Annotated in this window: 22 protein-coding genes and 1 pseudogene; 15 read left to right on the plus strand and 8 right to left on the minus strand. The window is 71.7% G+C overall.

The window, feature by feature from the left end; translation table 11 throughout:
• Positions 1–311: 311 nt before the first annotated feature.
• The 3 genes and pseudogenes from ACIRRY_RS12160 to ACIRRY_RS12170 all read left to right on the plus strand — a co-directional run bounded on the left by ACIRRY_RS12160 (position 312) and on the right by ACIRRY_RS12170 (position 2,600).
• Positions 312–1,296: pseudogene (locus ACIRRY_RS12160) on the plus strand (fibronectin type III domain-containing protein).
• Positions 1,297–1,559: 263 nt separating this feature from the next.
• A complete protein-coding gene (locus tag ACIRRY_RS12165; RefSeq protein WP_403971172.1) occupies positions 1,560–1,889 on the plus strand; it encodes a hypothetical protein in 330 nt (109 codons plus the stop codon).
• A 168-nt stretch (positions 1,890–2,057) separates the two neighbouring features.
• Complete coding sequence (locus ACIRRY_RS12170; protein ID WP_403971174.1) at positions 2,058–2,600, plus strand: hypothetical protein; 543 nt, start codon at positions 2,058–2,060, stop codon at positions 2,598–2,600.
• Between the two features lie 104 nt (positions 2,601–2,704).
• On the opposite strand, the gene ACIRRY_RS12175 is transcribed toward ACIRRY_RS12170, so the two are convergent.
• A complete protein-coding gene (locus ACIRRY_RS12175) occupies positions 2,705–3,241 on the minus strand; it encodes a PadR family transcriptional regulator (RefSeq protein ID WP_403971176.1) in 537 nt (178 codons plus the stop codon).
• A gap of 22 nt (positions 3,242–3,263) precedes the next feature.
• Positions 3,264–5,279 (minus strand): FAD-dependent oxidoreductase, encoded by a 2,016-nt coding sequence (locus ACIRRY_RS12180; RefSeq protein ID WP_403971178.1) that lies wholly within the window; start codon positions 5,277–5,279, stop codon positions 3,264–3,266.
• 265 nt (positions 5,280–5,544) lie between these two features.
• Between ACIRRY_RS12180 and ACIRRY_RS12185 the strand changes: the two genes are divergently transcribed.
• Positions 5,545–6,273, plus strand: coding sequence for a hypothetical protein (locus tag ACIRRY_RS12185; protein ID WP_403971180.1), 729 nt, complete (start codon positions 5,545–5,547; stop codon positions 6,271–6,273).
• A gap of 12 nt (positions 6,274–6,285) precedes the next feature.
• Here the strand turns inward: ACIRRY_RS12185 and ACIRRY_RS12190 are convergent, their stop codons facing one another.
• Entirely contained in the window at positions 6,286–7,080 is a 795-nt protein-coding gene (locus tag ACIRRY_RS12190; protein WP_403971182.1) for a putative protein N(5)-glutamine methyltransferase, read from the minus strand.
• A gap of 288 nt (positions 7,081–7,368) precedes the next feature.
• On the opposite strand from ACIRRY_RS12190, the gene ACIRRY_RS12195 reads away from it, so the two are divergent.
• Complete coding sequence (locus ACIRRY_RS12195) at positions 7,369–7,770, plus strand: MarR family winged helix-turn-helix transcriptional regulator (RefSeq protein WP_403972245.1); 402 nt, start codon at positions 7,369–7,371, stop codon at positions 7,768–7,770.
• Positions 7,771–7,819: 49 nt separating this feature from the next.
• On the opposite strand, the gene ACIRRY_RS12200 is transcribed toward ACIRRY_RS12195, so the two are convergent.
• Together ACIRRY_RS12200 and ACIRRY_RS12205 are read right to left on the minus strand one after the other, a co-directional pair.
• On the minus strand, positions 7,820–8,542 hold the full coding sequence (locus tag ACIRRY_RS12200; RefSeq protein WP_403971184.1) for a GNAT family N-acetyltransferase: 723 nt from the start codon (positions 8,540–8,542) through the stop codon (positions 7,820–7,822).
• Entirely contained in the window at positions 8,539–9,465 is a 927-nt protein-coding gene (locus tag ACIRRY_RS12205; RefSeq protein WP_403971186.1) for an NADP-dependent oxidoreductase, read from the minus strand. The genes ACIRRY_RS12200 and ACIRRY_RS12205 overlap by 4 nt, the downstream gene beginning before the upstream one ends.
• A 232-nt stretch (positions 9,466–9,697) precedes the next feature.
• On the opposite strand from ACIRRY_RS12205, the gene ACIRRY_RS12210 reads away from it, so the two are divergent.
• The 3 genes from ACIRRY_RS12210 to ACIRRY_RS12220 all read left to right on the plus strand — a co-directional run bounded on the left by ACIRRY_RS12210 (position 9,698) and on the right by ACIRRY_RS12220 (position 11,824).
• Positions 9,698–10,303, plus strand: coding sequence for a sulfite oxidase-like oxidoreductase (locus ACIRRY_RS12210; RefSeq protein WP_403971188.1), 606 nt, complete (start codon positions 9,698–9,700; stop codon positions 10,301–10,303).
• Entirely contained in the window at positions 10,296–11,051 is a 756-nt protein-coding gene (locus ACIRRY_RS12215; protein WP_403971190.1) for a ferredoxin reductase, read from the plus strand. Before ACIRRY_RS12210 ends, ACIRRY_RS12215 begins: the two co-directional genes overlap by 8 nt.
• Positions 11,052–11,149: 98 nt before the next feature.
• Positions 11,150–11,824 carry a hypothetical protein gene (locus tag ACIRRY_RS12220; RefSeq protein ID WP_403971192.1) on the plus strand — a complete coding sequence of 225 codons (675 nt, stop codon included), beginning with the start codon at positions 11,150–11,152 and terminating at the stop codon, positions 11,822–11,824.
• A 202-nt stretch (positions 11,825–12,026) separates the two neighbouring features.
• Here the strand turns inward: ACIRRY_RS12220 and ACIRRY_RS12225 are convergent, their stop codons facing one another.
• The gene (locus ACIRRY_RS12225; protein ID WP_403971194.1) at positions 12,027–13,385 is read right to left on the minus strand and encodes an 8-oxoguanine deaminase; all 1,359 of its coding nucleotides are present in this window, start codon (positions 13,383–13,385) and stop codon (positions 12,027–12,029) included.
• Positions 13,386–13,488: 103 nt separating this feature from the next.
• On the opposite strand from ACIRRY_RS12225, the gene ACIRRY_RS12230 reads away from it, so the two are divergent.
• From ACIRRY_RS12230 to ACIRRY_RS12245, 4 genes are all read left to right on the plus strand, one after another.
• Entirely contained in the window at positions 13,489–14,457 is a 969-nt protein-coding gene (locus ACIRRY_RS12230) for an acetylxylan esterase (protein WP_403971196.1), read from the plus strand.
• A 16-nt stretch (positions 14,458–14,473) separates the two neighbouring features.
• A complete protein-coding gene (locus ACIRRY_RS12235) occupies positions 14,474–14,878 on the plus strand; it encodes a nuclear transport factor 2 family protein (protein ID WP_403971198.1) in 405 nt (134 codons plus the stop codon).
• Between the two features lie 98 nt (positions 14,879–14,976).
• The gene (locus ACIRRY_RS12240; RefSeq protein ID WP_403971200.1) at positions 14,977–16,143 is read left to right on the plus strand and encodes a serine hydrolase domain-containing protein; all 1,167 of its coding nucleotides are present in this window, start codon (positions 14,977–14,979) and stop codon (positions 16,141–16,143) included.
• 154 nt (positions 16,144–16,297) lie between these two features.
• A complete protein-coding gene (locus ACIRRY_RS12245) occupies positions 16,298–17,038 on the plus strand; it encodes a GntR family transcriptional regulator (protein WP_403971202.1) in 741 nt (246 codons plus the stop codon).
• 47 nt (positions 17,039–17,085) lie between these two features.
• Here ACIRRY_RS12245 and helR read toward each other — a convergent pair whose 3' ends face one another.
• Together helR and ACIRRY_RS12255 are read right to left on the minus strand one after the other, a co-directional pair.
• Positions 17,086–19,260 (minus strand): RNA polymerase recycling motor ATPase HelR, encoded by a 2,175-nt coding sequence (gene helR, locus ACIRRY_RS12250; RefSeq protein ID WP_403972247.1) that lies wholly within the window; start codon positions 19,258–19,260, stop codon positions 17,086–17,088.
• A gap of 95 nt (positions 19,261–19,355) precedes the next feature.
• Positions 19,356–20,591: a glycosyltransferase gene (locus ACIRRY_RS12255; RefSeq protein ID WP_403971204.1), complete on the minus strand. Its 1,236-nt coding sequence runs from the start codon at positions 20,589–20,591 to the stop codon at positions 19,356–19,358.
• A 261-nt stretch (positions 20,592–20,852) separates the two neighbouring features.
• Here ACIRRY_RS12255 and ACIRRY_RS12260 point away from each other — a divergent pair, with 261 nt between their 5' ends.
• The 3 genes from ACIRRY_RS12260 to ACIRRY_RS12270 all read left to right on the plus strand — a co-directional run bounded on the left by ACIRRY_RS12260 (position 20,853) and on the right by ACIRRY_RS12270 (position 24,232).
• On the plus strand, positions 20,853–21,272 hold the full coding sequence (locus ACIRRY_RS12260; RefSeq protein WP_403971206.1) for a YciI family protein: 420 nt from the start codon (positions 20,853–20,855) through the stop codon (positions 21,270–21,272).
• Positions 21,269–22,414, plus strand: coding sequence for an RNA polymerase sigma factor (locus tag ACIRRY_RS12265; protein ID WP_403971208.1), 1,146 nt, complete (start codon positions 21,269–21,271; stop codon positions 22,412–22,414). Before ACIRRY_RS12260 ends, ACIRRY_RS12265 begins: the two co-directional genes overlap by 4 nt.
• Before the next feature lie 303 nt (positions 22,415–22,717).
• Positions 22,718–24,232, plus strand: coding sequence for an MFS transporter (locus ACIRRY_RS12270; protein WP_403971210.1), 1,515 nt, complete (start codon positions 22,718–22,720; stop codon positions 24,230–24,232).
• Positions 24,233–24,277: the final 45 nt, after the last annotated feature.

Consider the following 24,277-nt stretch of genomic DNA (forward strand, 5'->3'; position numbering starts at 1 on the left):
CCGGTTCACACCTCCGGGAACCCGCGCCCCCCCCCCCGCGCTCTCCCGCCGGGGGCGGGGTCACCTGCCCCCACCGCGGCCCGGGACCCCGGCCCGCCCGCGCCGGCGCGGGATCAGCGACGACAGCGGTCCGCGCCACCGGCATGAACTGCCCATTCGTAGGGGCGAGTTCAGCCGTGAGGACTTCAGCATACGTAACCCTCCTGCCCGTTCGGCAACGGCGCCCCTCTTGATGCGGCCGCACCACCCGGGTCATATTGGTCCGGACCTTTCCGTCATGTGGTGCCCGCGTAATGCCGGGAGGCAGAATCGTGCGACGCGTCCGTGCCACCCAAGCCCTCTCCCGTACGGCCCTGGTGTGCGCCGCGCTCCTGCTGCTCGCCTCCTGCGGCACGAGTGAGGAGGGCGACGGTCACCCCCCCCCCCGGTGCCCCGGCCGGGGTCACGGCCGCGGCGGGCAGCGCGACCAGCGTGCACGTCATGTGGGACGCGGTGACGGCGAACCCGGGCGTCGACACCTACGAGATATATCGGGGCACCACGAAAGTGAAGGAAGTACCGGGTTCCGAGCACATGGTGGATGTCACCAGGCTCCGGCCCGCCACCCTGTACTCCTTCACCGTGCGGGCCCGGGACACCGACGGCCGCCTGGGACCGCGCAGCCGGGAGGTCCGGGCCCGGACACCGGTCGCCGTCGCGGCCGACCGCTCGGCACCCACCCGTCCGGGCGCACCGCAGGGCCGGGTCATCGGCAGCCGGGCCGTCCAGCTGTCCTGGGGCGCCTCGCGGGACGACCAGGGTGTGGTGTCGTACGACATCTATCAGGGCGGGGCGAAGATCCACAGTGTGGGCGGAGCACAGACCGCGACCGTGGTCACGGGGCTGCGGCCGAGCACGCGTTACTCCTTCACCGTGCGGGCCCGGGACGCCGCCGACAATCTCTCGCCCGCGAGCACGACCGTCCTGCTCACCACAGCGCCGGGCAGTGACGACGGGCGGGGCACCGCCCCCACGGACTTCCGCGCGACCACCCACCGGGGCGGCGACGGGGCGTACTACATCGACCTGTCCTGGGTGCCGCCGCGCACGGACGGGGTGGTCACGGAGTACCAGGTCCACCTCGACGGACAACCCGCCACCTCGCTGGTCTGGGGCGGGACCGCGCCGCGCGACCGGGCGACGTACAGCTTCTACGTGAGCCGGGATGCCGGGGTCAGCCATCGGGTACGGATCAGGGCGCGGCTGCCGGACGGTACGTGGGGCGGGTTCTCGGCGGAGCGGACGGTGACGACGTAATGGCAGGTGAGCCGTCACCGTCGGCTGCGACAGCCCGAGCAGCCGCCCCGCCGCAGCGAACGAATTGAAAGGGCGGTTGGGCCGGGAACTGTTCGAGCGGCGGTCGCGCGGGGTGGTGCCGACTTCGGTGGCGAACCAGTTGGCCGCGCGGGTCGCGGCACCCCTGGACGCGCCGGCCGTCGTAGCGGATCGGGGTGGACTCGGCGCGGACCGGTCTCCAGAGCCCGTGCACGTGGCGGGGCCGACGGAACCGTTGGGCACACGTGGTCGCGGTGCTCGATCTGCGCGGGGTGGCGGCGACGGTCGTGGCCGGTGCCGGTGCCGGGATCACCGTGCTCCCCCGCTGTCTGTACCCGGCCGAGCCGGCGTCCGGCGCACCGCTGCCGCTGCTGGTGCCCGAGGACCCGCCGATCAACACCTCGCACCTCATCCGCCGCCCGGGGCCCGGGCTCACCGGACAACCCGCACGTCACGCTCGTACGGGAGCGGCTGCTACGGGCCGCGCCCACCTGGTGAGCCCGCACATGTGGCGAACCCACATGTGGCGGGCCCACCCACGCAATGAGCCCGCACGACCCGACCCGAACCCCTGACAGCGCATCATCCCTGCGCCGGACGAAGGAATCCGTCACCTGCCCGGTCCCCGTCCGCATGCGGGACGGGCCGGGGGCGCGTTGGCTTCCTTGGAGGCAGCACGGCCGTTTCCCGATCTCGGCGGCGCAAGGGATGTTCCGCCAACCGTGCCGTTGGAGGGCAGTCCCATGCGCACTTCTCAGCTACTACTCCGCTCCGGCCTGACCGTGACAGCCGCCGCTCTTCCGCTCGCTCTGACCGCCCCGGCCGCCGACGCGGCCTCGGGTATCTCCGTGAGCACGACCGGGACCACGGTCTCGGTCACGACCAGCGCGTGCTCCCAGAACCGCACCACGGGCGTCTGGGGCACCGGCTCACTCCTCACCAGCAGCCAGGGGAGCTTCGCCGAGGGCCGGAAGGCGACCCTGGCGGGGACGACCATCAGCCAGTCCACCGCCTGGACCAACGTCACCCCGGGCACCTACACCGTCATCGTCATGTGCCAGAACGGCACCACACCCGTCGGCACCCAGTCCGTGATCGTGTCCGCCACCACGACCCCCACGGTCGTCGCCACGGCCTCGCCCTCACGCGGCGTCATGGGCGGCCTCGGCGGGGCCACCAAGGACTACGGCCCCCTCACCCTGGGGGTCGGCGGGGGCCTGGTCGGGGTCGGCGTCATCGCGACGGCCTGGTTCCTGCGCAGGCGCGCGAAGCCGTACCGCCTCTGACCCTGACCGTCGCCACGGACGAGGGGCCGCCCGGTTCACGGGCGGCCCCTCCCCCATGTCCTACGACCGCCCGACGCACCGCCCACGGCAACTCGGCGCATGCCCTACGGCAACTCGGCGAACTCCTCGATCGCATGCGTGAGCCACCGCGTCCAGAAGGTCTCCAGGTCGATCCCGGCGCGCAGCACAAGGTGCTGGAGCCGGTCCTGGGCGCTGTCCCGGCCGGGTGGGAAGTCGCGCTTCTCGATCTCCTCGTACTCCGCCAACTGCCGCTGGTGCAGGCTGAGATGGCGGCGCAGGTCACTCTCGATGCCGGCCGTGCCGACGACCGCCGCCGCGCGCAGCCGCAGCAGCATCGTGTCGCGCAGCGGCCTGGGGTCCTGGGCGGACGCGGTCCAGCGGGCCAGTTCGGCGCGGCCCGCGGACAGGACCTCGTAGCGCTTCTTCTGGCCGCGGGCCGGCTGCTCGGACGCGAGTGCGCGGATCTGGCCCTCGGACTCCAGTTTTCCCAGCTCGCGATAGATCTGCTGGTGCGTCGCCGACCAGAAGTAACCGATCGACCGGTCGAAGCGCCGGGTCAGTTCGAGACCCGAGGACGGCTTCTCCAGGAGGGCGGTGAGGATCGCGTGCGGGAGTGACATGGGGTCATCCTAGGGACGGCCCTCAGAGGGCCGCCGCGACCTCGGTGCCCTGCTTGATGGCCCGCTTGGCGTCCAGTTCGGCGGCCACGTCGGCGCCGCCGATGAGGTGCACGACGCGTCCGGCGGCGGTCAACTCGTCGTACAGGTCGCGGCGCGGGTCCTGCCCGGTGCACAGGACGACCGTGTCGACCTCAAGCACGGTGCTCGTGCCGTCGACGGTGACATGCAGTCCGGCGTCGTCGATCAGGTCGTACTGGACGCCCGGGACCATGGTGACGCCCCGGTGCTTGAGTTCGGCGCGGTGGATCCAACCCGTGGTCCTGCCGAGTCCGGCGCCGACCTTGGTCGCCTTGCGCTGGAGGAGGTGGACGCTGCGCGGCGGGGCGGGCCGCTCGGGTGCGGCGAGGCCGCCGGGGGCCGCGTAGTCCATGTCGACACCCCAGGCGCGGAAGTACGTCGCCGGGTCCTCGCTCGCCTTGTCGCCGCCGTCGGTGAGGAACTCGGCGACGTCGAAGCCGATGCCGCCCGCGCCGAGGATCGCGACGCGCTCGCCGACGGGCACGCGGTCGCGCAGGACGTCGAGATAGCCGACGACGCTGGGGTGGTCGACGCCGGGGATGTCGGGGGTGCGCGGGGCGACACCGGTGGCGACGACCACTTCGTCGTAGCGGCCCAAGTCACCTGCCGTCACACGGGTGTTGAGGCGTACGTCCACCCCGTGCTCGTCGAGCCGCGTGCGGAAGTAGCGCAGCGTCTCGTCGAACTCCTGCTTGCCCGGGACCTGTCGGGCGACGTTGAGCTGTCCGCCGATCTCGGCGGCGGCGTCGTACAACGTGACCTCGTGGCCGCGTTCGGCCGCGCTCACCGCGCACGCGAGTCCCGCCGGACCCGCGCCCACCACCGCGACGCGTTTGCGCAACCGCGTCGGGGTGAGGACGAGTTCGGTCTCGTGGCAGGCGCGCGGGTTGACCAGGCAGGAGGTGATCTTCCCGCTGAAGGTGTGGTCGAGGCAGGCCTGGTTGCAGCCGATGCAGGTGTTGATGGCGTCGGCACGGCCGGCCGCGGCCTTGGCGACGAAGTCCGGGTCGGCGAGCATCGGGCGGGCCATCGACACCATGTCGGCGTAGCCGTCGGCGAGCAACTGCTCCGCCAGTTCAGGGGTGTTGATGCGGTTGGTGGTGACGAGCGGGATGGACACCGCGCCCATCAGCTTCTTCGTGACCCAGGTGTACGCCCCGCGCGGCACCGAGGTCGCGATGGTGGGGATGCGGGCCTCGTGCCAGCCGATGCCGGTGTTGATGATGGTCGCCCCGGCGGCCTCAACCGCCCTGGCGAGACTGATGACTTCGTCGAGCGTGGAGCCGCCCGGCACGAGGTCCAGCATCGACAGCCGGTAGACGATGATGAAGTCCTCGCCGACCGCCTCGCGCACCCGGCGCACGATCTCGACGGGGAAGCGCGTCCGGTTCTCGTACGAGCCGCCCCAGCGGTCGTCGCGGTGGTTGGTCTGCCGGGCGATGAACTCGTTGATGAGGTAGCCCTCGGAGCCCATGATCTCGACGCCGTCGTAGCCGGCCCGCCGGGCGAGGCGGGCCGCACGGACGTAGTCCTCGACGGTCTGCTCGACCTCGTCGTCGCTGAGCGCGCGGGGCACGAAGGGGCTGATCGGTGCCTGCACGGCGCTCGGCGCGACCAGGTCCTGGTGGTAGGCGTAGCGCCCGAAGTGCAGGATCTGCATCGCGATCCGCCCGCCCTCGCGGTGCACGGCGGCGGTGATCTCGGTGTGCTGGTCGGCCTCGGCGTCGGTGGTCAGCTTGGCACCGCCCTCGTAGGGCCGGCCGGCCTCGTTGGGCGCGATGCCCCCGGTGACGATCAGGCCGACGCCGCCCCGCGCGCGTGCAGCGTAGAACTCCGCCATGCGCTCGAAACCGCGCTCGGCCTCTTCCAGGCCCACGTGCATGGAGCCCATGAGGACGCGGTTGGGCAGCGTGGTGAAGCCCAGGTCGAGCGGCTTCAGCAGGTGCGGGTAACGGCTCATCGAGGCCTCCGTGCGCGGTGTCGTGCCTCTTTTGTAGAGGACGCCGAGGCGATTGTGCAACTAGTTGCACAATCGGGGGCGGGTGAGCCCTCTCACCGTTCGCGGCCCGCGGGCGGGTGAGCTTGCCCGCCCGCCCCGGCCCTCTTCAGGGCCGACAGGCGCCGATTCACAGGGATTTATTACCGGTTCTTTATCGCCCGCCCCGGAGAATCAAAGGCAGGCGTGCCGGTGGGATGCCGCGCGCGCGTGGCCTAGGGAGCGAGCCGTGACGCACGATCCTGAGCACGAAGCCGGCGACAGCGCGGCGATACCTCCGATGCCCGATCACGCACCCGAGATGGAGGTGCTGACGGGACCCGGTGGCGCGGAGCGCGATCACGGTCTCGACCGGTTGTGGCGGCAGCGGTCGCGGCGGTCCCGGGCGGTGATCGCCGTGGCCACCGTGGGTGTGCTGGCGCTCGGCGGGACCGTCGCATACGCGGCGACCTCCGGGGGTGCGGGCGGCGACGCCCTGCCCGCCGCCGCGGGAACCCCGTCCGGGACGCCCTCGCCCGGTGCCCGGCACGGGGGCGGGATGTGGTTCGGGTTCGGGGTCGGCGGCACCGCCGTGCACGGCGAGGCGACGGTCAAGGACAGCGCCACCGGCAAGTGGGTCGTACGGATCTGGCAGCGCGGCACGGTGACGAGGGTGGACGGGGACCAGGTCACGGTCAAGAGCGAGGACGGCACCTCGTGGACCTGGACCGTGGGTTCCGGCGCGACGGCCCAGGGCGCCGACGCCCTCAAGAAGGGCGACACGGCCTCCCTGACCGGCACCCGCTCCGACTCCGGCACCCGGACCGCCGACCGGGCCTTCACGGGCACCTTCGACCGCGGGACACCTGGCGACCGGCCCAGCGGGTTCCCGGGCGGCAGCCGCGGCCACATCTGGGACCACGGCGACCGCGGCCCGAGCCCCGCTCCCAGCCCGTCCGGCAGCGGAGCCACGACCTGAGACCGCCCGGCGCTACGACCTGACGGGCCCCGCCGTCCTGACGCCGATCACGACGTTCGCGTACAGCTCCTCGGAGTAGGCCGACCGCGTCTCCAGCCCGGCGCGCGTGAACGCCTCGACGGCGGACGGGAGTTGACGTTCGCTCGTCTCGACGAGCAGGCAGCCGCCGGGGGCGAGCCAGCCGGGCGCCCCGGTGGCGACCTCGCGGAGTATGTCGAGGCCGTCGGTGCCGCCGTCCAGGGCGACCAGCGGTTCGTGCTCGCGGGCCTCGGCGGGCAGCAGCCCGACCTCGCCGGTGGGGACGTACGGCACATTGGCCGCGAGGATGTCGACCCGGCCGCGCAACCCGTCGGGCAGCGCCCCGAACAGGTCGCCCGTGTGGACGTGGCCGCCGTAGGAGGCGACATTACGGCGGGCGCAGTCAGTGGCGGCCGGGTCGATGTCGGCGGCGTGCAGTTCGACCCGGCCGAGGGCGGCGGCGAGGGCCGCTCCGACGGCGCCGGAACCGCAGCACAGGTCCACGACGACGGACGCGCCCGGGGCCTGCGCGAGGGCCTGTTCGACGAGGAACTCGGTACGGCGGCGGGGCACGAAGACGCCGGGTTCCAGGACGATGCGAAGTCCGCCGAACTCGGCCCAGCCGACGACGAGTTCGAGGGGCAGGCCCGCGACCCGGCGGTCCACCATGGCGGCGAGTTCGTCCGGGGTGCGCGCGGCGGAGAGGATCAGTCGCGCCTCGTCCTCGGCGAAGACACAGCCCGCGGTGCGGAGCGCGCTGACGACGGAGGCGGGAGAAAGAGAGGGCATGAAAGCCGAGAGCCTTTCGGAAGCTTGCCGAAGGGTGCTCTCGTGGTCACCTGCTAGCGGTGATCCGAGCCGTCCTGAGGGGAGAGCACCCGGCCTGACACAGCGGAAATGGGTCTCACCTCCCGGGAGTTGACGGTCGGGAACGTCCCCGACCGGAGAGCAACACTACCCGAACCTCCGGGCCCACGAGGGGCCGACCCCAGCGCCGAGTTGTACTCTGCAACAACCGGGCGGACGAGGGAGATTCCAGTGCGAGCGGACCAGGCCGTGGAGACCATCCAGCGCGAGATGACGGTCTTCGCGCGCCGCGCCCGCGCCTCTGCGGGCCGTCTCCACCCCGAGCTGTCGCTGGTGTCGTACACCCTGCTCGGCCACCTGGAGGAGCGGGACGGCTGCCGGGCCACCGACCTGGCCGCGCACTACGCCCTCGACAAGTCCACGGTCAGCCGTCAGGTCGCCGCCCTGGAGCGCGCCGACCTCATCGAGCGCCGCCTCGACCCCGAGGACCACCGCGTCCAGGTCCTGCACCTCAGCGCCGCCGGCCGCCGGATCCTCGCCCAGGTCACCGAGAACCGTCAGGCCGCCTTCCGCGAACGGCTGGCGGACTGGCCGGAGGAGGACCTGGCCCGGTTCGCCGGCTATCTGGAGCGCTACAACTCATGGCCGACCGGAACCGAGGACGACGGCTGAGCCGCCGCCGGTCTCTCCGGCCTTACGACGGGGTTCTTACGACCCGGTGCTACGACACCCCCGCGGACTGCGTCTGCGTGAGGTGCTCCGGCGCCCGGGCCGCGAGGAACTCGGTGGTCCGGCGGAGGCGGAAGCCCAGGGACTCGTACAGCCGGATGGCGGAGGTGTTGCCCGCGCCGGTGTGCAGGAACGGGGTCTCCCCGCGTTCGCGGATGCCGTGGGCGACGGCCAGCACGAGGCGGCTCGCGAGGCCCTCGCCGCGGGCGGCGGGGTCGGTGCAGACGGCGCTGATCTCGGTCCAGCCCGGCGGGTGCAGCCGCTCGCCGGCCATGGCGACGAGGACTCCGTTACGGCGGATGCCCAGGTAGGTGCCGAGTTCGACGGTGCGGGGCAGGAAGGGGCCGGGTCTGGTCCGTGCCACCAGGTCGAGCATCTCGGGGACGTCGGCCAGGCCGAGGAGGATCGCCTCCGGGTCCGGTGCGGTGACCAGCCCGTCGTCCACCATCTGCACGCCGTCGATGTCGAAGGTGATCTCCCAGTCGTCCGGGACCTGTTCCCTGCACCCGAAGAGCGCGATCTCATCGCCGGCACTGGAGAAGGCGGCGACATCCGCCCAGTCGTCGGCATCGGGCTCGTCGGGCAGGGCCAGCCACGGAGACACGTCGACCGGGTAGCGCAGGACCCGGCCGCGCCGCTCGGCGAAGTGGGCGTGCGGGCCGGTGAGGGCGGCGCGGGCGGGGTTGTCGAGGACGCGTTCGTCGGACGTGCTCATGGGGTGACCTCGATCACGATCTTGCCGCGGGCGTGCCCTTCCTCGACGGTGCGCAGGGCTTCGCCTGCCTGGTCGAGCGGGAAGGTCCGCGTGACGTGCGGGTCCAGCCGGCCGCTGACCACGAGCTGCACAAGCGCGTCGAGGACGGCGGCGTTGCGGGCCCGCTCGACGCGGGCGCCGCCGAGCTTCTCGACCTCGGGGGCGGGGGCTCCGGCGGTGATGAGCTTCGTGCGGTCGGTGAGGAGGCCGGCGGCCTCGGCGAGCACCTCGCCGCCGACGAGGTCGTAGACGCCGTCGACGCCGTCCGGGGCGACGGCTCGCACGCGCGGTGCCAGATCCGGTCCGGAGGCGACGTGGACCGCGCCCAGCGACTCCACCAGGTCCTTCTTGCCCTCGCTCGCCACGCCCACGGCGCGCAGTCCGAGGGCGCGGGCGATCTGCAGGGCCGCGGAGCCCACCCCTCCGCCCGCGCCGGTGACCAGCACGGTCGCACCGGTGGGCAGGTCGAGCTGGCGGATGCCGTCGTACGCGGTCGCGGCGGCGACGGGCAGGGTGGCCGCGTCCTGGAAGGACACCTCGGCGGGCCGGTGCGCGGCGACCGTCACGGCCAGCAGGGCGTACTCGGCGTATCCGCCGGCCACCGTGCTGCCGAACACCTCGTCGCCGACCGCGAACCCGTCCACATCGGCGCCGATCTCCCGCACGACGCCGGAGACCTCTTGGCCGAAGACCGCGGGGAACACGCGTGAGCCGGTCTCACCGGGTCGCCGGTAGCCGTTGCGCTGCTTCCAGTCGACGGGGTTCACCCCGGCCGCGCGCACCGCGACGAGGATCTCACCGGGGCCGGGCCGGGGCTGGTCCACCTCGACGAGCTCCTCGGTCTCGAGGCCCCCGTATCGCGTGAAGACATACGCCTTCGGCATCTGCTCCCTCACTCTCCTTGGCATCGACTCTCCGCACTCGAGCCGCATTGAAGACCAAGGTCGGCCGCCGGGGAGCTATTCCCCGGGGCGCGGAGAGTTCATACGGCCGCAATGATCGGCGGTCACCCCCGGACCTGGGCATACCTCGTGGACGCGTACCGTTGAAACCAGAAACCACTGATCACGCTCGCCCGGCGGACCCGCGCCGCAGCGACCTGGAGGCTCCACCCCCATGCACGTCACCCGAGGCTTCACCGGACGCCCCCGCGTCCCCGACGCAGGCCTGCCGCCCGGTCAGTACGACGCGGGCGACGACTGGCCCGTCCTGTCCGCCGAGGTCACCCCCGATCTCGCGCCCACCGACTGGACGTTCCGCGTCGACGGACTCGTGGCGGAGCCGCGCACCTGGAACTGGGCGGAGGCGCACGAGCTGCCTGCGTCGGCCTACGAGGGTGACATCCACTGTGTGACGAGCTGGTCGAAGTTCGGGGTGCGGTTCGGGGGCGTCTCGCTCGACGCGTTCTTCAATGTGGTCCGGCCCCATGTGTCCGCCACACATGTGGTCGCGTATTCGCACACCGGGTACACCACGAACCTCCCGCTCGACGACGTGACCGGCGGTCGTGCCTGGATCGCCTGGGAGTACGACGGCAAGCCGCTGCCCGCCGAGCACGGCGGCCCCGCCCGGCTGCTGGTGCCGCACCTGTACTTCTGGAAGAGCGCCAAGTGGATCGCCGGCCTGCGTCTCCTCGACCACGACGAGCCCGGCTTCTGGGAGCGGAACGGCTATCACGGGCGGGGCAACCCCTGGGAGGAACAGCGGTACTCCGGTGACTGAGACCTTCGCGCCCACCACCAGATTCGCGGTGCCGGGACGCATCGCCGTGAGCAACCGCGCCGCCGCCCTGTGGCAGACCGCCACGCTCGTCGAGGTCCGCCGGGAGACCCCGCACGCCGCGACGTTCCGGTTCGCGGTGCCCGGCTGGGGTGGCCATCTGCCCGGCCAGCACCTGATGCTGCGGCTGCGGGCCGAGGACGGCTATGTGGCGCAGCGCCACTACTCGATCGCCTCGCACCCGGACGACGCCGGGTATGTGGAGCTGACCCTGGACCATGTCGAGGGCGGTGAGGTGTCCGGCTGGTTCCACACGGTGGCCCGGCCCGGTGACGAGGTCGAGGTCCGCGGCCCGCTGAGCGGTTTCTTCGCCTGGCCCGGCGACCGGCCCGCGCTGCTGCTGGGTGCGGGTTCCGGGGTCGTACCGCTGATGTCGATGCTCCGGCAGCACCGGGCGCGGAACCTGTCCGTGCCGTTGCGGCTGCTGGTGTCGGCGCGCAGCCCGGAGGAGTTGATCTACGCGCGGGAGTACGGCGCGGAGACCACGGCCGTGTTCACGCGCGGTGCGCCGGAGGGTGTGCCGGTGGGACGTATGGCCGCCGCACATGTGGCGCCGCTCCTGGCCGAGCCGCCTGCCGGTGGGTGGGAGGCCTATGTGTGCGGGTCCAACGGCTTCGCCGAGCATGCCTCGCGGCTGCTGGTCGAGGCGGGCCAGCCGGTCGACCGCATCCGCATCGAGCGCTTCGGCTGAGAAGCTCTCCCTTCACGGCTCCGGCAGAGACTCCAGGCCGCTCCGGTTGAGGGAAGTACCTCGGAGGGGGTACGACTTCTGTGTGGACGCTCGCATGCGTGCGCGGTGTCGAGGCGGCGGCGGACCGGCCCCCTAGGGGGCTTCCGGCCTTACGGTTCCTCGGCTCCGGTGACGGCGAGGAGACCGACATGCGGACCCGGGTACGGAGTCGACGCCGACGGCACAATCCGCTGCGGCGCCGGTCGGATGTCGTGGAGACGTGGACGGCACTGGTCGTCACCGTCCTGCTGTTCGTCGGCGCTCCCCTGGCCGGCGCCGCCGCGGGGCTGTGGGCGCACGACCAGGCCCGGACGATCGCCGCGACCCAACGCGCCGACCGTCATCGCGTCCACGCGCTGGTGATCGGAAACCCACCGGCCGGACTCACCTCGGTGGAAGGCACCGGCTCGCAGACCTTCCCGGTCGCGGTGCGTTGGACCGACCCCGGCAAGGGCCCGCGTACGGCCACGGCCGAGGTCCCGGTGGACACGGCACGCGGTGACACGGTGGACGTATGGCTCGACGCCAAGAGCCGCGTCGTCTCCTCGCCCGTGGGTCAAGTGGCCGTCTGGCAGCACACGTTGACGATCGGCGTATGGACGGCGGGCGGCGTGATCGGCACGGCCCTGCTCACGTCCGCGGTGACCCGACGGGTCGCACTGCGACACCGGTTGGCCGAGTGGGAACGGGACTGGGCACTCACGGAACCGGAGTGGACCCGGAGGCGGGCGTGACGGGGCGGGGGACGTGACGAGGGCGGACCGTGACAGCGGCGGGCCGTACCCGCATCGGGCGTGGCGCATCGGCCGTAGCAGCCCCGACCAGTCAGCAGTAGTCCGGCAGCTCGACATCCCGCCGCCGTGCCGACACCACCCTGCCCCTCAACACCCCTCCATCACAAGGCAGTTGAGCCACCCCGACCAGCCACTACGCCCCCTACACCCCCCGCTGCATCCGCCGAGCAACCCGCCCATGATCCCGCAGCACATCCCCCAAGGCAGGCAGCACCGGCTCACCCCGCTCCACCAGCACCCGCCCGCCCACAACGGTCGTCCACGCCCGCGCGGGCCCGCACCGCAGCCACGCCTCGACGGGATCGCTCAGCGCCCCGGCCAGCGCGACCTCGTGCAGATCCCAGACGACCAGGTCGGCACACGCCCCCGGACGCAGATGCCCGAGTTCGTCGGCGCGGCCCAGGCACCGCGCCGAACCCCGGGTCGCGATGTCGAGGGCGTCGCGCGCGGTCATCGCACCGGGGCCGCCCCGGTAGCGGCCCAGCAGCAGGGCGCCCCGCGTCTCCATCCAGAGCGAGGCGTGATCGGTCGAAGCCGACCCGTCGCAGCCGATACCGACGGGCAGGCCGAGTTCGCGCATCTCCTTGACCCTGGCCGTGCCGCCGCCGATCAGCATGTTGGAGCTGGGGCAGTGCGCCACACCGACGCCCGCCGCCGCGAGCCGGCGCAGCTCCTCGTCGTTCGGATAGATGCAGTGCGCGACCCAGGTCCGGTCGCTCATCCACCCGGTGTCCTCGAAGTACTCGACGGGCCGGCAGCCGTAGGTCTCCAGGCAGTAGGTGTCCTCGTCCCGGTCCTCGGCGAGATGCGTGTGCAGCCGTACGTCGTACCGCTCGGCGAGTTCCGCGGTCGCCGTCATCACGTCCTTGGTGACCGAGAACGGCGAGCAGGGTGCGAGCGCGACCCGGATCAGCGCGCCGGGTTCCGGGTCGTGGTGGGCCTTGATCAGCCGCTCGCTGTCGGCGAGCACCTCGTCGGTGCTCTGGGTGACGATCCTCGGCGGCAGTCCCCCGTCCTCGACGGACCGGGTCATCGAACCGCGGGTCGCGTGGAAGCGGAAGCCGATGTCGCGGGCGGCACGGATCTCGGCGTCGACCAGGTAGGGACGCGGATGCACATAGAGGTGGTCGGAGGATGTGGTGCAGCCGCCCATGAGGAGTTCCGCCATACCGACGTACGCCGACACGTACGCGGCCTCCTCGTCGAGGCTCGCCCACAGCGGGTAGAGCGTGGTCAGCCAGTCGAAGAGGGTGCCGTTGACGGCGGGGGCGTAGGAGCGGGTGAGGTTCTGGTAGACGTGGTGGTGCGTGTTGATCAGGCCCGGGGTGACGAGCCGCCCGGCGGCGGAGACGGTCGTACGCGCCTCGGGCTCGGCTCCTCCCGTGCCGACGGCGGTGACCCGACCACCCGTGACGGCGACCCAGCCGCCCGGGATCTCCCGCTCACCGTCCACGACGAGCAGTTCGGCGTCCTTGACCAGCAGATCCACGGCTGACGACATGCCGACATGGTAGGCGCGGGCCGCCGCACAGGCCTGGCGAGTCCTCCGATGTCACACGTACGGTGTGATCATCCGCACTCACACTCCACAAAGGCGGTCCTCGATGGCCCTGTTCGACCTTCCGCTCGACGAACTCCGCGAGTACCACAGCGAATCCGCCGAGCCGGAGGACTTCGACGCCTTCTGGTCCAAGACCCTCCAGGAGACCCGCGAGCACGATCTGGACGCCCGCTTCGAGCCGGTCGACACGGGACTGTCCACGGTGCGGGTGTACGACGTGACGTTCGCCGGGTTCGGCGGTCACCCGGTGAAGGGCTGGCTGCGGTTGCCTGCCGACGCGGCCCAACCCCTGCCGCTGGTCGTCGAGTTCGTCGGTTACGGCGGGGGACGCGGGCTCCCGCACGAGAACCTGCTGTGGGCCTCGACGGGCCGCGCCCACTTCATCATGGACACGCGCGGGCAGGGCAGCTCGTGGGGCGGTGGCGGCGGCACCCCGGACCCGGTGGGCGGCGCGCCCGCGTACCCCGGCTTCATGACCCGGGGCATCGACGCCCCCGAGAACTACTACTACCGCCGGGTGTTCACGGACGGCGTGCGCGCCGTCGAGGCGGCCCGTTCGCATCCGCTGGTCGATCCCGCGCGCACGGTGGCGCTCGGCGCGAGCCAGGGCGGCGGCATCGCCATCGCCGTTGGCGGGCTGGTCGGGGACCTGGCCGCCGTCGCGCCGGACGTGCCGTTCCTGTGCGACTACCCGCGCGCGGCGATTCTCACGGACCGCGACCCGTACCGGGAGATCGGCAACTACCTCAAGACCCATCGTGGGCGCGGCGAGGACGTGCTGCGCACGCTCTCGTACTTCGACGGCGTCCACTTCGCGTCCCGGGGCCGCGCCCCCGCCCTCTTCTCGACGGCCCTGGAGGACCAGACCTGCCCGCCCTCCACGGTGTTCGCCACGTTCAACGCCTGGGCGCACGAGGACAAGAAGATCGAGGTCTACGACTTCAACGACCATGAGGGCGGCGGCCCTTACCAAGAGGCGGTCAAGCTGGACTGGCTGCGGTCGTACGTCTGAGAGGCGCCCTATGGACATGACCACCGATGAGGCCGCCGAACGGTTCGTGCGCGTCTGGGCCCGCGCCTGGGCGGAGCACGATGTGGACGCGCTGCTGGAGCTGTACGCCGAGGACTGCGTCCACCGCTCGATGCCGTTCCGCGAACCGCACCGGGGGCGGGCCGAGTTGGCCGCGTATCTGCGCTGGTCGTTCGCGGCGGAGCGGGTGGGCGATGTCCGGTTCTCGGCACCGATAGTCGGTCAACACGGCGTCGCCGCGGCCGAGTTCAGGGTGCTGGCCGAGGAGGACGGTGAGCCGTCCACGCTCGCCGGCTGCGTCTTCGCGCGCTTCGACGACACAGGGCTCGCCGTGGAGACCCGCGACTACTGGCACACGGAACCGGGCCACCGGGAGCCCTCGGGCACGCTGTTCCTCAACTGAACGTACGACATCTTCCACCCAGTCCGACCAGTCGGTATGTTCAGGGTGTCCGGGTCGCAGCGTCGCGGCCCGGGCCCACGGCGGACCACGGAGGCACCATGTCCGAGCATCAGCCAGCCATCGACGGCCACTGCGACCCCCGCTTCACGGCGGTGCGCACGGCGTTCGAGGAGAACTTCCGGGACCGCGACGAACTGGGCGCCGCGGTGGCCGTCACCGTGGACGGCGAGACCGTGGTCGACCTGTGGGGCGGCTGGGCCGACGAGGCACGCACCCGCCCCTGGGAGCGGGACACGCTGGTCAACGTCTGGTCCACGACCAAGGGCCCGACCGCCTTGTGCGCCCACATCCTCGCCGACCGGGGCCTGCTCGACCTCGATGCCCAAGTGGCCACGTACTGGCCGGAGTTCGCCGCCGCCGGCAAGGAGAACGTTCTCGTACGACACCTGCTCTCCCACCGCGCCGGACTGGCCGGCCTGCGCGAGCCGCACTCTCTCGCGCAGCTCTACGACTGGGAGTTGACGACTCAGCGCCTCGCGGCCATGGAGCCCTGGTGGGAGCCGGGGACGCGGTCCGGGTACCACGCGCTCACCTACGGCTTCCTCGTCGGCGAAGTCGTGCGCCGCGTCTCGGGGTTGCTCCCTAGCGCCTTCCTGGAGCGGGAGGTCACCGGCCCGCTCGGGATCGACTTCACCATCGGGCTGCCGGAGAAGGAGGCCGGCCGGGCGGCCGAGCTGGTGCATCCGCCCGCCGCGTCGAGCAGTGAACAGGCCGCGATCTTCAGCCAGTTGGCGCCCGCCGCGATCGCCGCGCTGAGCAACCCGATCGCGGGCGCGGCCGAGGCCAACACCCCCGAATGGCGCGCCGCCGAGATCCCCGCCGCGAACGGCCACGGCACCGCACGCGCGATCGCCGCGCTCTACGGTGTGTTCGCCGGACGCGGTTCCTACGCCGGCCACCGCGTCCTCTCCCCCGAGGCGGCCGAGCGGGTGCGCGAGGGCCAGGGCAGTTGCCGCGACCTCGTACTCGGCGCGGGCTTCGCGCACGAGACGGAGGTCGCGCTCGGACTGTGGCTCAGCGGCCCGAACGGCTCGTACGGTCCCGACCCGAGGGCTTTCGGACACGACGGCTTCGGCGGCTCCTGCGGTCTGGCCGACCCGGACAGGGGTGTGTCACTGGGCTATGCGATGAACCGCATGGGGCCTCATATCGCCGACGACCCACGGAAGTTGGCCCTGATCGACGCCCTCTACGGCGCCCTCTGAGAGGTGATCGGCGCGGGTCGGTTTCGGCCTAACTGCCCTGCCGCTCTTCCCTGGTGGTTTAGACCAATGCTAGATCTGGTCGCGCAACGAGCCCGCACGGCTACGTTTCGTCACCGGTTCTGCTTTCAGTCTTGTCACCCTCAGGAGGCGCGGCATGGCCCGCACCACCCCCCACCATCCGACCGCCGACGACCAGCCCCTCTACGGCAAGGTCGCCACCCAACTGCTCGCCGAACTCCACGACGGCACCATCCCGCCCGGCGAACGCCTGCCCGCCGAGCGACAGTTGGCCGAACACTTCCAAGTCAGCCGGGAGACCATACGACAGGCGCTGGAGGTACTGCGCAGGGACGGTCTGGTCGCCACCGACCGGCGCGGCAGCCACGCCACGCTGCCCGGTCTGCCGGTCGAGACCCCGTCCTCCCTCACCTTCCCGGTCGGCGCCCGCAGCGCGGACCCGACCGGCTTCGACCGGACCTCCGTGACCTGGGAGACTCCCCCGCCCGAGCATGCCGAGGCCCTGCGGATCGCCCCGCACCGCCCGACCCTGGTGCACCGCTACGCGTCCGCGGCGGCCGACGGCAGCGGACTCCGTACGGCCCTCACGTCCTTCTCGGCGGTGGCGCTGGCCGAGGTGGAGGAACTGGCCCGCTACCGCGACCGCGCCGACGGCTCCGCCGCCGCCCAACTCCGGCGCGCCTACGACTGGATGCGCCGGGCCGGTCTGACCCTGCACCACCGGGACGCCATCACCCAGGTCGCGAACGCGCCCTCGGTCCGGGTGACCCGCCGCGTGCACGACCAGTACGCGCGCCCGCTGGAGATCACCGATCTGGTGGTGGAGGCCCAACAGGACGCCCTGATCTACGAGTTCACGCTTCCGTCGGCAGGCTGAACCCGGTGGCGCGCGGCGGGTCCCCACTCGCCGCGCGCCGACCGGACTCAAGCAGTCGTCAGCACGACAAGCCGCTGAGTCGCCCGCGTCATCGCCACATAGTGGTCGACGGCTCCTTCGATGCCCTCGCCGAACTTCTCCGGGTCGAGGAGGACGACCAGGTCGAACTCAAGTCCCTTGGACAGCTCGGGAGTCAGCGACCGGACGCGCGGCGTGGCCCGGAAGTCCGGGTCACCGATGACGCAGGCGATCCCCTCGGTGTGTGCGGCGAGCCAGGTGTCGAGGACCGACTCGAGGTCGGAGGCGGGTCCGTGGACGACGGGAACGCCGCTGGCGCGGATCGAGGTCGGCACGTTGGCGTCCGGGAGCACGGCACGGATGACCGGCTCGGCCTCCGTCATGATCTCTTCCGGGGTGCGGTAATTGACCGTCAGGGACGCCAGGTTGATCCGGTCGAGCCCGATCCGCTTCAGCCGTTCCTGCCACGACTCGGTGAATCCGTGCCGGGCCTGGGCGCGGTCCCCGACGATGGTGAAGCTCCGGGACGGGCAGCGCAGGAGCAGCATCTGCCATTCCGCGTCGGTGAGTTCCTGGGCCTCGTCCACGACGATGTGCGCGAACGGTCCGGCGAGCTGGTCGGGTTCGATGCCGGGCTGGGCGGCCTCGTCGATCAGGGCGTCACGCAGGTCCTGCCCGTGCAGCATGCCCATCGCGCCCTCGCTCTCGTCGATCTCGACGTTCTGCAGCAGGCTGTCGATGACGTCCGTCCTGCGCGCGTGTTCGGCGGCCACGGCGGCTTCCTGCCGGCGTCTGCGGCGTGCCGACTCCGGGTCGCCGAGCCGTTGCCGTGCCGCGTCCAGCAGCGGGAGGTCGGACACCGTCCAGGCCTGGGCGTCCGCGCGCTGCAAGCGCTGGACGTCCTCTCGGCTGAGGGAGGGGGCGCACCTGCGCAGATAGGCCGGTACCGTCCACAGGTCCCCGACGAGGTCGGCCGCTTCGAGCAGCGGCCACGCGCGGTTGAAGGCGGTGAGCAGTTCGCGGTTCTGCCGCAGCGACTTGCGGAGCAGGGCCGGTGTGACGGCGCCGTCCTGGGTGGGGGTGGTGTCCTCGTGCTTCTCGACCAGGATCGTGAGCAGTTCCTGCCAGACGTGCTCGCGTCCCTCGTTGTGCGGGGTGCCGGGTTCGGCCGCCTCGAACGCCACGGCCCAGTCCTCGGCGCTCAGCCAGATGTCGGACCAGTGGGTGGTGACGTTCATGCCCTGGGTGGGCGGCTCCTCGTAGAACCTGGCGGCGGGCTCGATCGCCCGCACCAGCTCCACGGACGATTTCAGGCGGGCCACCTCCGGGTCGGCCTCGGCGCCTGCCGTCGCCCCCTCCGCCACGAGGTCCCGCAGGATGCAGGTCTGCACGCCCTCCTCGCCGAGGCTGGGGAGGACGTCGGCGACGTAGTCGAGATAGGGCCGGTGCGGGCCGACGAACAGCACGCCGCCCCTGCGGTGCCCGAGGCGCGGGTCGGAGTAGAGGAGGTAGGCGGAGCGGTGCAGGGCGACGACGGTCTTGCCGGTGCCGGGGCCGCCGTCGACGACGAGCGCGCCGCGTGATCCCGCGCGGATGATGGCGTCCTGGTCGGACTGGATGGTGCCGAGGACATCGCGCATCCGGCCCGAGCGGTTGCCGCCGAGGCTGGCGATGAACGCGGACTGGTCGTCGAGCGCGGCGTGCCCGACGAAGCCGTCCGCCGTGAACACCTCGTCCCAGTAGTCGCTGATCCGGCCACGCGTCCAGCGGTACCTGCGGCGGCTCGCCAGCCCCATCGGGTTCGCGTGAGTGGCACCGAAGAACGGCTCGGCCGCCGGGGACCGCCAGTCGAGCAGCAGTCGTCGGCCCGTGCTGTCCGTGAGACCGAGCCGCCCGATGTAGACGGGCTCGGAGGTGTCGGCGTCGACCATGTGGCCCAGACACAGGTCCAGGCCGAAGCGGCGCAGGGTGCGCAGCCGTGTGGTGAGCCGGTGGATCTCCGTGTCCCGGTCCATCGCCGCCCGGCCGATGCCCCCGGGCGCCCTGCGCGCGGCGTCGAGCTGCTCGGTGAGTTCCGCGATCGACTGGTCGAGGCACTCCGCGATCGCCACGAAGTGCTGCTCGTCACCGGAGATCAGCGCCGGGTCGGCCTTGGCGGAGAGCCGGTCGGGAAGGTCGAAGGCGCTGGTGGTCAGGGGGTTCACGGCATCAATTCCGATCTGCGGTCGCTCACGGCCGTGCGGGCGGCAGGCCGTGTGGACCGGTGCGTACGGGTTCTCGTGTTCGGGGTCGGGCCGGTTCACGCGCGCGTGGGCGGCCTTTCCCCGCCTGCCGGGTCGAGGAGCATCTTCGCGGCCACTGTCGTCCCGTCGGTGCGCAGCATTCCTGCCACGATCCGGGCCCGGGTCCGCATCTCTGGGGCCAGGACGGTGGTGAGCGCGGCCGACAGGGAGTCGTAGGTCGGCGTCGGCCCGTCGTGTGCGACGCCGATGCCCAGCTCGGCCACCCGTGCCGCCCAGTATGGCTGGTCCACGATCTGCGGTACGACCACCTGGGGCGCACCGGACAGCGTGGCCGCCGTAGTGGTGCCCGCGCCGCCGTGGTGGACGACCGCGGCCACCCGGCCGAACAGCGCCTGGTGATTGACCTCGCCCACCACGAAGCAGTCGTCCCGGTCGTCGACCGCGGCCAGCTCCGCCCAGCCCCGGCCGAGCACGACTCGGCGGCCCCGCGCCCGCACCGCTTCAATGGCGAACCGGGCCACGTCCGGCGAGGTGCGCAGGGCCATGCTGCCGAAGCCCACGTACACGGGCGGCTCTCCCGCCTTGAGGAACGCCTCCAGATCCGCGGGGAGCGGGCGCTCGTCGGGCAGGATCCACGGTCCGGTCACCACGAGGTCGAGATCCGTCTGGTCCTGCCACGGGAACAGGTCCGGGTCCGCGGCCAGCCACGGCCGCTCGGTGAACGCGTGGTCGCGGACGTTGTCGACCGGTGGCAGGCCGATCGCCGCCCGGTGCCGGTTCTCCGCCTCGCGGTACAGGGCGTTCACCCGCTGGGCGTCCTCCTCCCACAGCACCTTGATGTCGGTCTCCTCCGCCGAGGACTGATGGCCGGGCCGCGACGGCGGCCGGTGCTTCGACGACGGCAGCCCGGCCGTGTGGAAGCAGGCGAACACGTAGCGGATGCCCAGTTTCTCGGCCACCGAGCGGGCACCGGTCGGCATCAGTCCGGTCGCCAGCAGCACGTCGCACCCCTCGGCCGCCGGCAGCAGCGTCTCGTACCGGGCGGCGACCAGCTCGGGCGCGAGCTGGAACGCCGTCGCCGCCGACGGCGGCCTCGCCCCGGTCACCACCGAGCGCACCGACGGTCCGAGCGGCAGCAGCGGCACACCGGCCCTGTCCAGCAGCTCCACGAACTCCTCGTCCGGCGGCGCGGCGACGCTCACCTCCGCGCCGAGTTCCAGCAGTCGGGCCGCGAGTCCCGCGACGGGTTCGACATCCCCGCGCGATCCCCACGTCGTCAACAGCACACGCATTCCACGACTCCCATTTCCGCAGGTCATGCCCTTAGGCCGGACATTCTGCGGCACACCGGGGGCCTTGCCGCAAGCCCCCCGGTGCGCTATACGTTAAGAAGGGAAGAGGAGTGGACACGCCTCCCTTTCCGCCCTCCCCCAGAGCCCTCGCGAAACTCGCGGCGAAAAAACCTGCCCGCCGATGTCGAGAACCCGCGCCCGGCTCCGTCCCCGAGGTGAACGCGTCCACAATGGGTCGCACCAGCACCGAGGAGAACGACCATGGCCAAGTACCTGCTGCTGAAGCACTACCGCGGCGCCCCCGCCGCCGTGAACGACGTCCCCATGGACCAGTGGGCGCCCGAGGAGATCACGGCCCACGTGCGGTACATGAACGACTTCGCGGCCCGGCTGGAGAAGAGCGGCGAGTTCGTCGACGGCCAGGCCCTCTCGCCCGAGGGGACGTTCGTCCGCTACGACGGCGAGGGGCGCCCGCCGGTCACCGACGGGCCGTTCGCCGAGACCAAGGACGTCATCGCCGGCTGGATGATCATCGACGTCGACAGCTACGAGCGGGCCGTAGAACTGGCCGGTGAGCTGTCGGCCGCCCCCGGAGCGGGAGGCAAGCCGATCCACGAGTGGCTGGAGCTGCGCCCGTTCCTGGGCACGCACTCGACCACCACGGACTGCACCTTCAAGTGAACGAGGTCCTGCTGAGGAGCCTCACGCCGAGTGTGCTCGGGATCCTCGTCCGCCGCGGAGCAGACTTCGCGGCAGCCGAGGACGCCGTACAGGACGCGCTCGTCGAGGCGGTCCGGGTCTGGCCGGACGAGCCACCGCGCGACCCGAAGGGGTGGCTGGTCACGGTGGCCTGGCGGCGGTTCCTCGACGCGACGCGGGCGGACACCGCCCGCCGTAGGCGCGAGGATCTCGTGGACGAGGAGCCGGCGCCCGGCCACGCGCCCGCGGCGGACGACACGCTCCGGCTCTACTTCCTGTGCGCCCACCCGTCGTTGACGCCCTCGTCGGCGGTCGCGCTCACGCTGCGTGCCGTCGGCGGGCTCACCACCCGGCAGATCGCCCAGGCCTATCTGGTGCCCGAGGCGACGATGGCGCAGCGCATCAGCCGGGCCAAGCGCACCGTGTCCCGGGTGCGGTTCGACCAGCCCGGCGACGTCGCGACCGTGCTGCGAGTCCTCTACCTGGTCTTCAACGAGGGCTACTCCGGTGATGTCGACCTCGCCGCCGAGGCCGTCCGGCTCACCCGGCAGGTCGCGGGTGTGATCGACCATCCCGAGGTGTCGGGCCTGCTCGCGCTCATGCTGCTCCACCACGCCCGACGCGCCGCCCGGACCGCGCCGGACGGCAGCCTGGTGCCACTGGCCGAGCAGGACCGGGGGCGCTGGGACACGTCGGCGATCGCCGAAGGTGTTTCCATCCTTCAACTCGCGCTGGCCCGTGACCAGTTGGGCGAGTTCCAGGCGCAGGCCGCGATCGCGGCGCTGCACGCGGACGCGCCCAGGGCCGAGGAGACGGACTGGGTACAGATCGTCGAGTGGTACGACGAACTCGTCGGCCTGACCGACAGCCCGGTGGTCCGCCTCAACCGCGCGGTGGCGGTCGGCGAGGCCGACGGCCCGCGCGCGGGTCTGGCCGCGCTCACACCGCTGGACGACTCGCTGCCACGCCACACCGCTGTGGCGGCCTACCTTCATGAGCGCGACGGCGACCTGTCGACCGCGGCCCGGCTGTACGCGGAGGCGGCGCACAAGGCTCCCAATCTCGCCGAACGCGACCATCTGACCCGTCAGGCGGCCCGGCTCAATAACCGCCGACCTGTGTGAGCTGTTTGCTTTTTCGCGGAAAGTGTGGGCAATTCCCGGGCGTCCCGAATTCCCTTTGCCCACACCATGGGCGAGTTCGTCAAGGGCGATATTGGCAACACCGGAAAGGGGGTTGCCGGGTCACGACAGACGGTGAATCGCTGCTACGGTGAGCACTCGTCCCGAGGCCGAGCGATGTGCCGTGTCGGCGCCCCGACCTCGGATTGCACAGCGAGTGTTCCGCTTCTCACCGGATTCCGTTCACTCTCACCTTTCCCTGTTCGCGGCACTCCCTGGAGTTCTTGAACCATGTCTGCTGAGAGCGTGGCAACCGCCACTTCCACGGCGCCGGAGCATTCCGGTTCCACCCCCGGAGACCGGCATCTCGGTCTCGCCCTTTTCGTCATCGCGGCGGCCCAGTTGATGGTCATCCTCGATGCCACCATCACGAATATCGCCCTGCCCGCCATCCAGACCGACCTCGGTGTCTCCGACGCGAATCTGGCGTGGATCGTCAACTCGTACGCGCTGGCCTTCGGCGGTCTGCTGCTGCTCGGCGGCAAGGCCGGGGACCTGTTCGGCCGCCGCCGGATCTTCCAGGTGGGCATCGCCGTCTTCACCCTCGCGTCCCTGCTCGGTGGACTCGCCCCGAACGAGAGCCTGTTGATCGGCGCGCGCATCCTCCAGGGCGTCGGCGCGGCCCTCGCCGCACCCAGCGCGCTGGCGCTGATCACGACCACCTTCCCGGCGGGCAAGCCCCGCAACCGGGCGATGGGCGTGTACGCCGCGATGGGCGGCCTCGGTGCCACGGTCGGTCTGCTGCTCGGTGGTCTGCTCACCGATGTCCTGGACTGGCGTTGGGTGTTCTTCGTCAACATCCCCATCGGCCTCGCCGTCCTCGCCGGCACCCGCAGCCTCGTCGAGGCGCAGCGCCACCCCGGCCGCCTCGACGTCCCCGGCGCCGTCACCGGGACCGGCGGCCTGATCTCCCTGGTCTACGGCATCACGCGCGGCGGCGAACACGGCTGGACCAACGGCCTCACGCTGGGCTGCTTCGCGGTCGCCGCCGTCCTGTTGGCGGCGTTCCTGTTCCTCCAGGCCCGGACGCCGGACCCGATGATGCCGCTGCGCCTGTTCAACGACCGTAATCGGTGGGGCAGTTACGCCACCATGCTGTTCATCGGCTCGGGCATGTTCGCGTTCTTCTACTTCCTGACCCTCTATATGCAGCTGATCCTCGGCTACAGCCCCATCAAGACCGGTTTCGCCTATCTCCCGTTCAGTTTCGGCATGGCCACCGCGGCGGGCATCAGCTCCAAGCTCGTCGCCCACATCGCGCCCCGGCTCATCGCCGCACCGGGCCTCCTGCTCGCGGCAGTCGGCATGTTCTGGTTCGCCACCCTGGAGCCTGACTCGTCCTACGCCGGGCATCTGATGCCCGCCATGTTCGTCACCGCTCTCGGTCTGGGCATGAGCTTCGTCCCAATGACGCTCGGCGCGGTGAGCGGTGTCGGCCATCAGGACACCGGCATCGCCTCGGCCCTGCTCAACACGGCCCAGCAGATCGGCGGCGCCCTGGGCCTCGCCGTCCTGTCGACGATCTCGAACTCCGCGGCCGACGACAAACTGCCGCATGCGGCCTCCGCGCTCTACCGAGGCCTGGCCACAAGGGACTTGGGCCTGGTCTCGAAGGCCGGTGACGCTCTCACCCACGGCTACACGATGGCCTTCGTCGCCGCCGGGGTCGTGTTCGTGGCCGGTGCCGCCGTGACCGCGTTCGCCGTCGACGCGGGCAGGCAGCAGCACACCGAAGGCGCCGCCCCGGTCCACATGGGCTGAGCCCCCACACATCCAGGCACCATCACGTCGAACCGGCGCGAAGAC

Origin of the sequence: Streptomyces sp. NPDC101776 (assembly GCF_044766845.1) — a bacterium.
Classification (GTDB): domain Bacteria; phylum Actinomycetota; class Actinomycetes; order Streptomycetales; family Streptomycetaceae; genus Streptomyces.

Excerpts from the sequence above, each read along its gene's own strand:
- ACIRRY_RS12170 (WP_403971174.1), top strand. The coding sequence starts at position 2,058 with ATGCGCACTTCTCAGCTACTACTCCGCTCCGGCCTGACCGTGACAGCC.
- ACIRRY_RS12175 (WP_403971176.1), bottom strand. The coding sequence starts at position 3,241 with ATGTCACTCCCGCACGCGATCCTCACCGCCCTCCTGGAGAAGCCGTCC.
- ACIRRY_RS12180 (WP_403971178.1), bottom strand. The coding sequence starts at position 5,279 with ATGAGCCGTTACCCGCACCTGCTGAAGCCGCTCGACCTGGGCTTCACC.
- ACIRRY_RS12190 (WP_403971182.1), bottom strand. The coding sequence starts at position 7,080 with ATGCCCTCTCTTTCTCCCGCCTCCGTCGTCAGCGCGCTCCGCACCGCG.
- ACIRRY_RS12195 (WP_403972245.1), top strand. The coding sequence starts at position 7,369 with ATGACGGTCTTCGCGCGCCGCGCCCGCGCCTCTGCGGGCCGTCTCCAC.
- ACIRRY_RS12200 (WP_403971184.1), bottom strand. The coding sequence starts at position 8,542 with ATGAGCACGTCCGACGAACGCGTCCTCGACAACCCCGCCCGCGCCGCC.
- ACIRRY_RS12205 (WP_403971186.1), bottom strand. The coding sequence starts at position 9,465 with ATGCCGAAGGCGTATGTCTTCACGCGATACGGGGGCCTCGAGACCGAG.
- ACIRRY_RS12210 (WP_403971188.1), top strand. The coding sequence starts at position 9,698 with ATGCACGTCACCCGAGGCTTCACCGGACGCCCCCGCGTCCCCGACGCA.
- ACIRRY_RS12225 (WP_403971194.1), bottom strand. The coding sequence starts at position 13,385 with ATGTCGTCAGCCGTGGATCTGCTGGTCAAGGACGCCGAACTGCTCGTC.
- ACIRRY_RS12230 (WP_403971196.1), top strand. The coding sequence starts at position 13,489 with ATGGCCCTGTTCGACCTTCCGCTCGACGAACTCCGCGAGTACCACAGC.
- ACIRRY_RS12235 (WP_403971198.1), top strand. The coding sequence starts at position 14,474 with ATGACCACCGATGAGGCCGCCGAACGGTTCGTGCGCGTCTGGGCCCGC.
- ACIRRY_RS12240 (WP_403971200.1), top strand. The coding sequence starts at position 14,977 with ATGTCCGAGCATCAGCCAGCCATCGACGGCCACTGCGACCCCCGCTTC.
- ACIRRY_RS12245 (WP_403971202.1), top strand. The coding sequence starts at position 16,298 with ATGGCCCGCACCACCCCCCACCATCCGACCGCCGACGACCAGCCCCTC.
- ACIRRY_RS12255 (WP_403971204.1), bottom strand. The coding sequence starts at position 20,591 with ATGCGTGTGCTGTTGACGACGTGGGGATCGCGCGGGGATGTCGAACCC.
- ACIRRY_RS12260 (WP_403971206.1), top strand. The coding sequence starts at position 20,853 with ATGGCCAAGTACCTGCTGCTGAAGCACTACCGCGGCGCCCCCGCCGCC.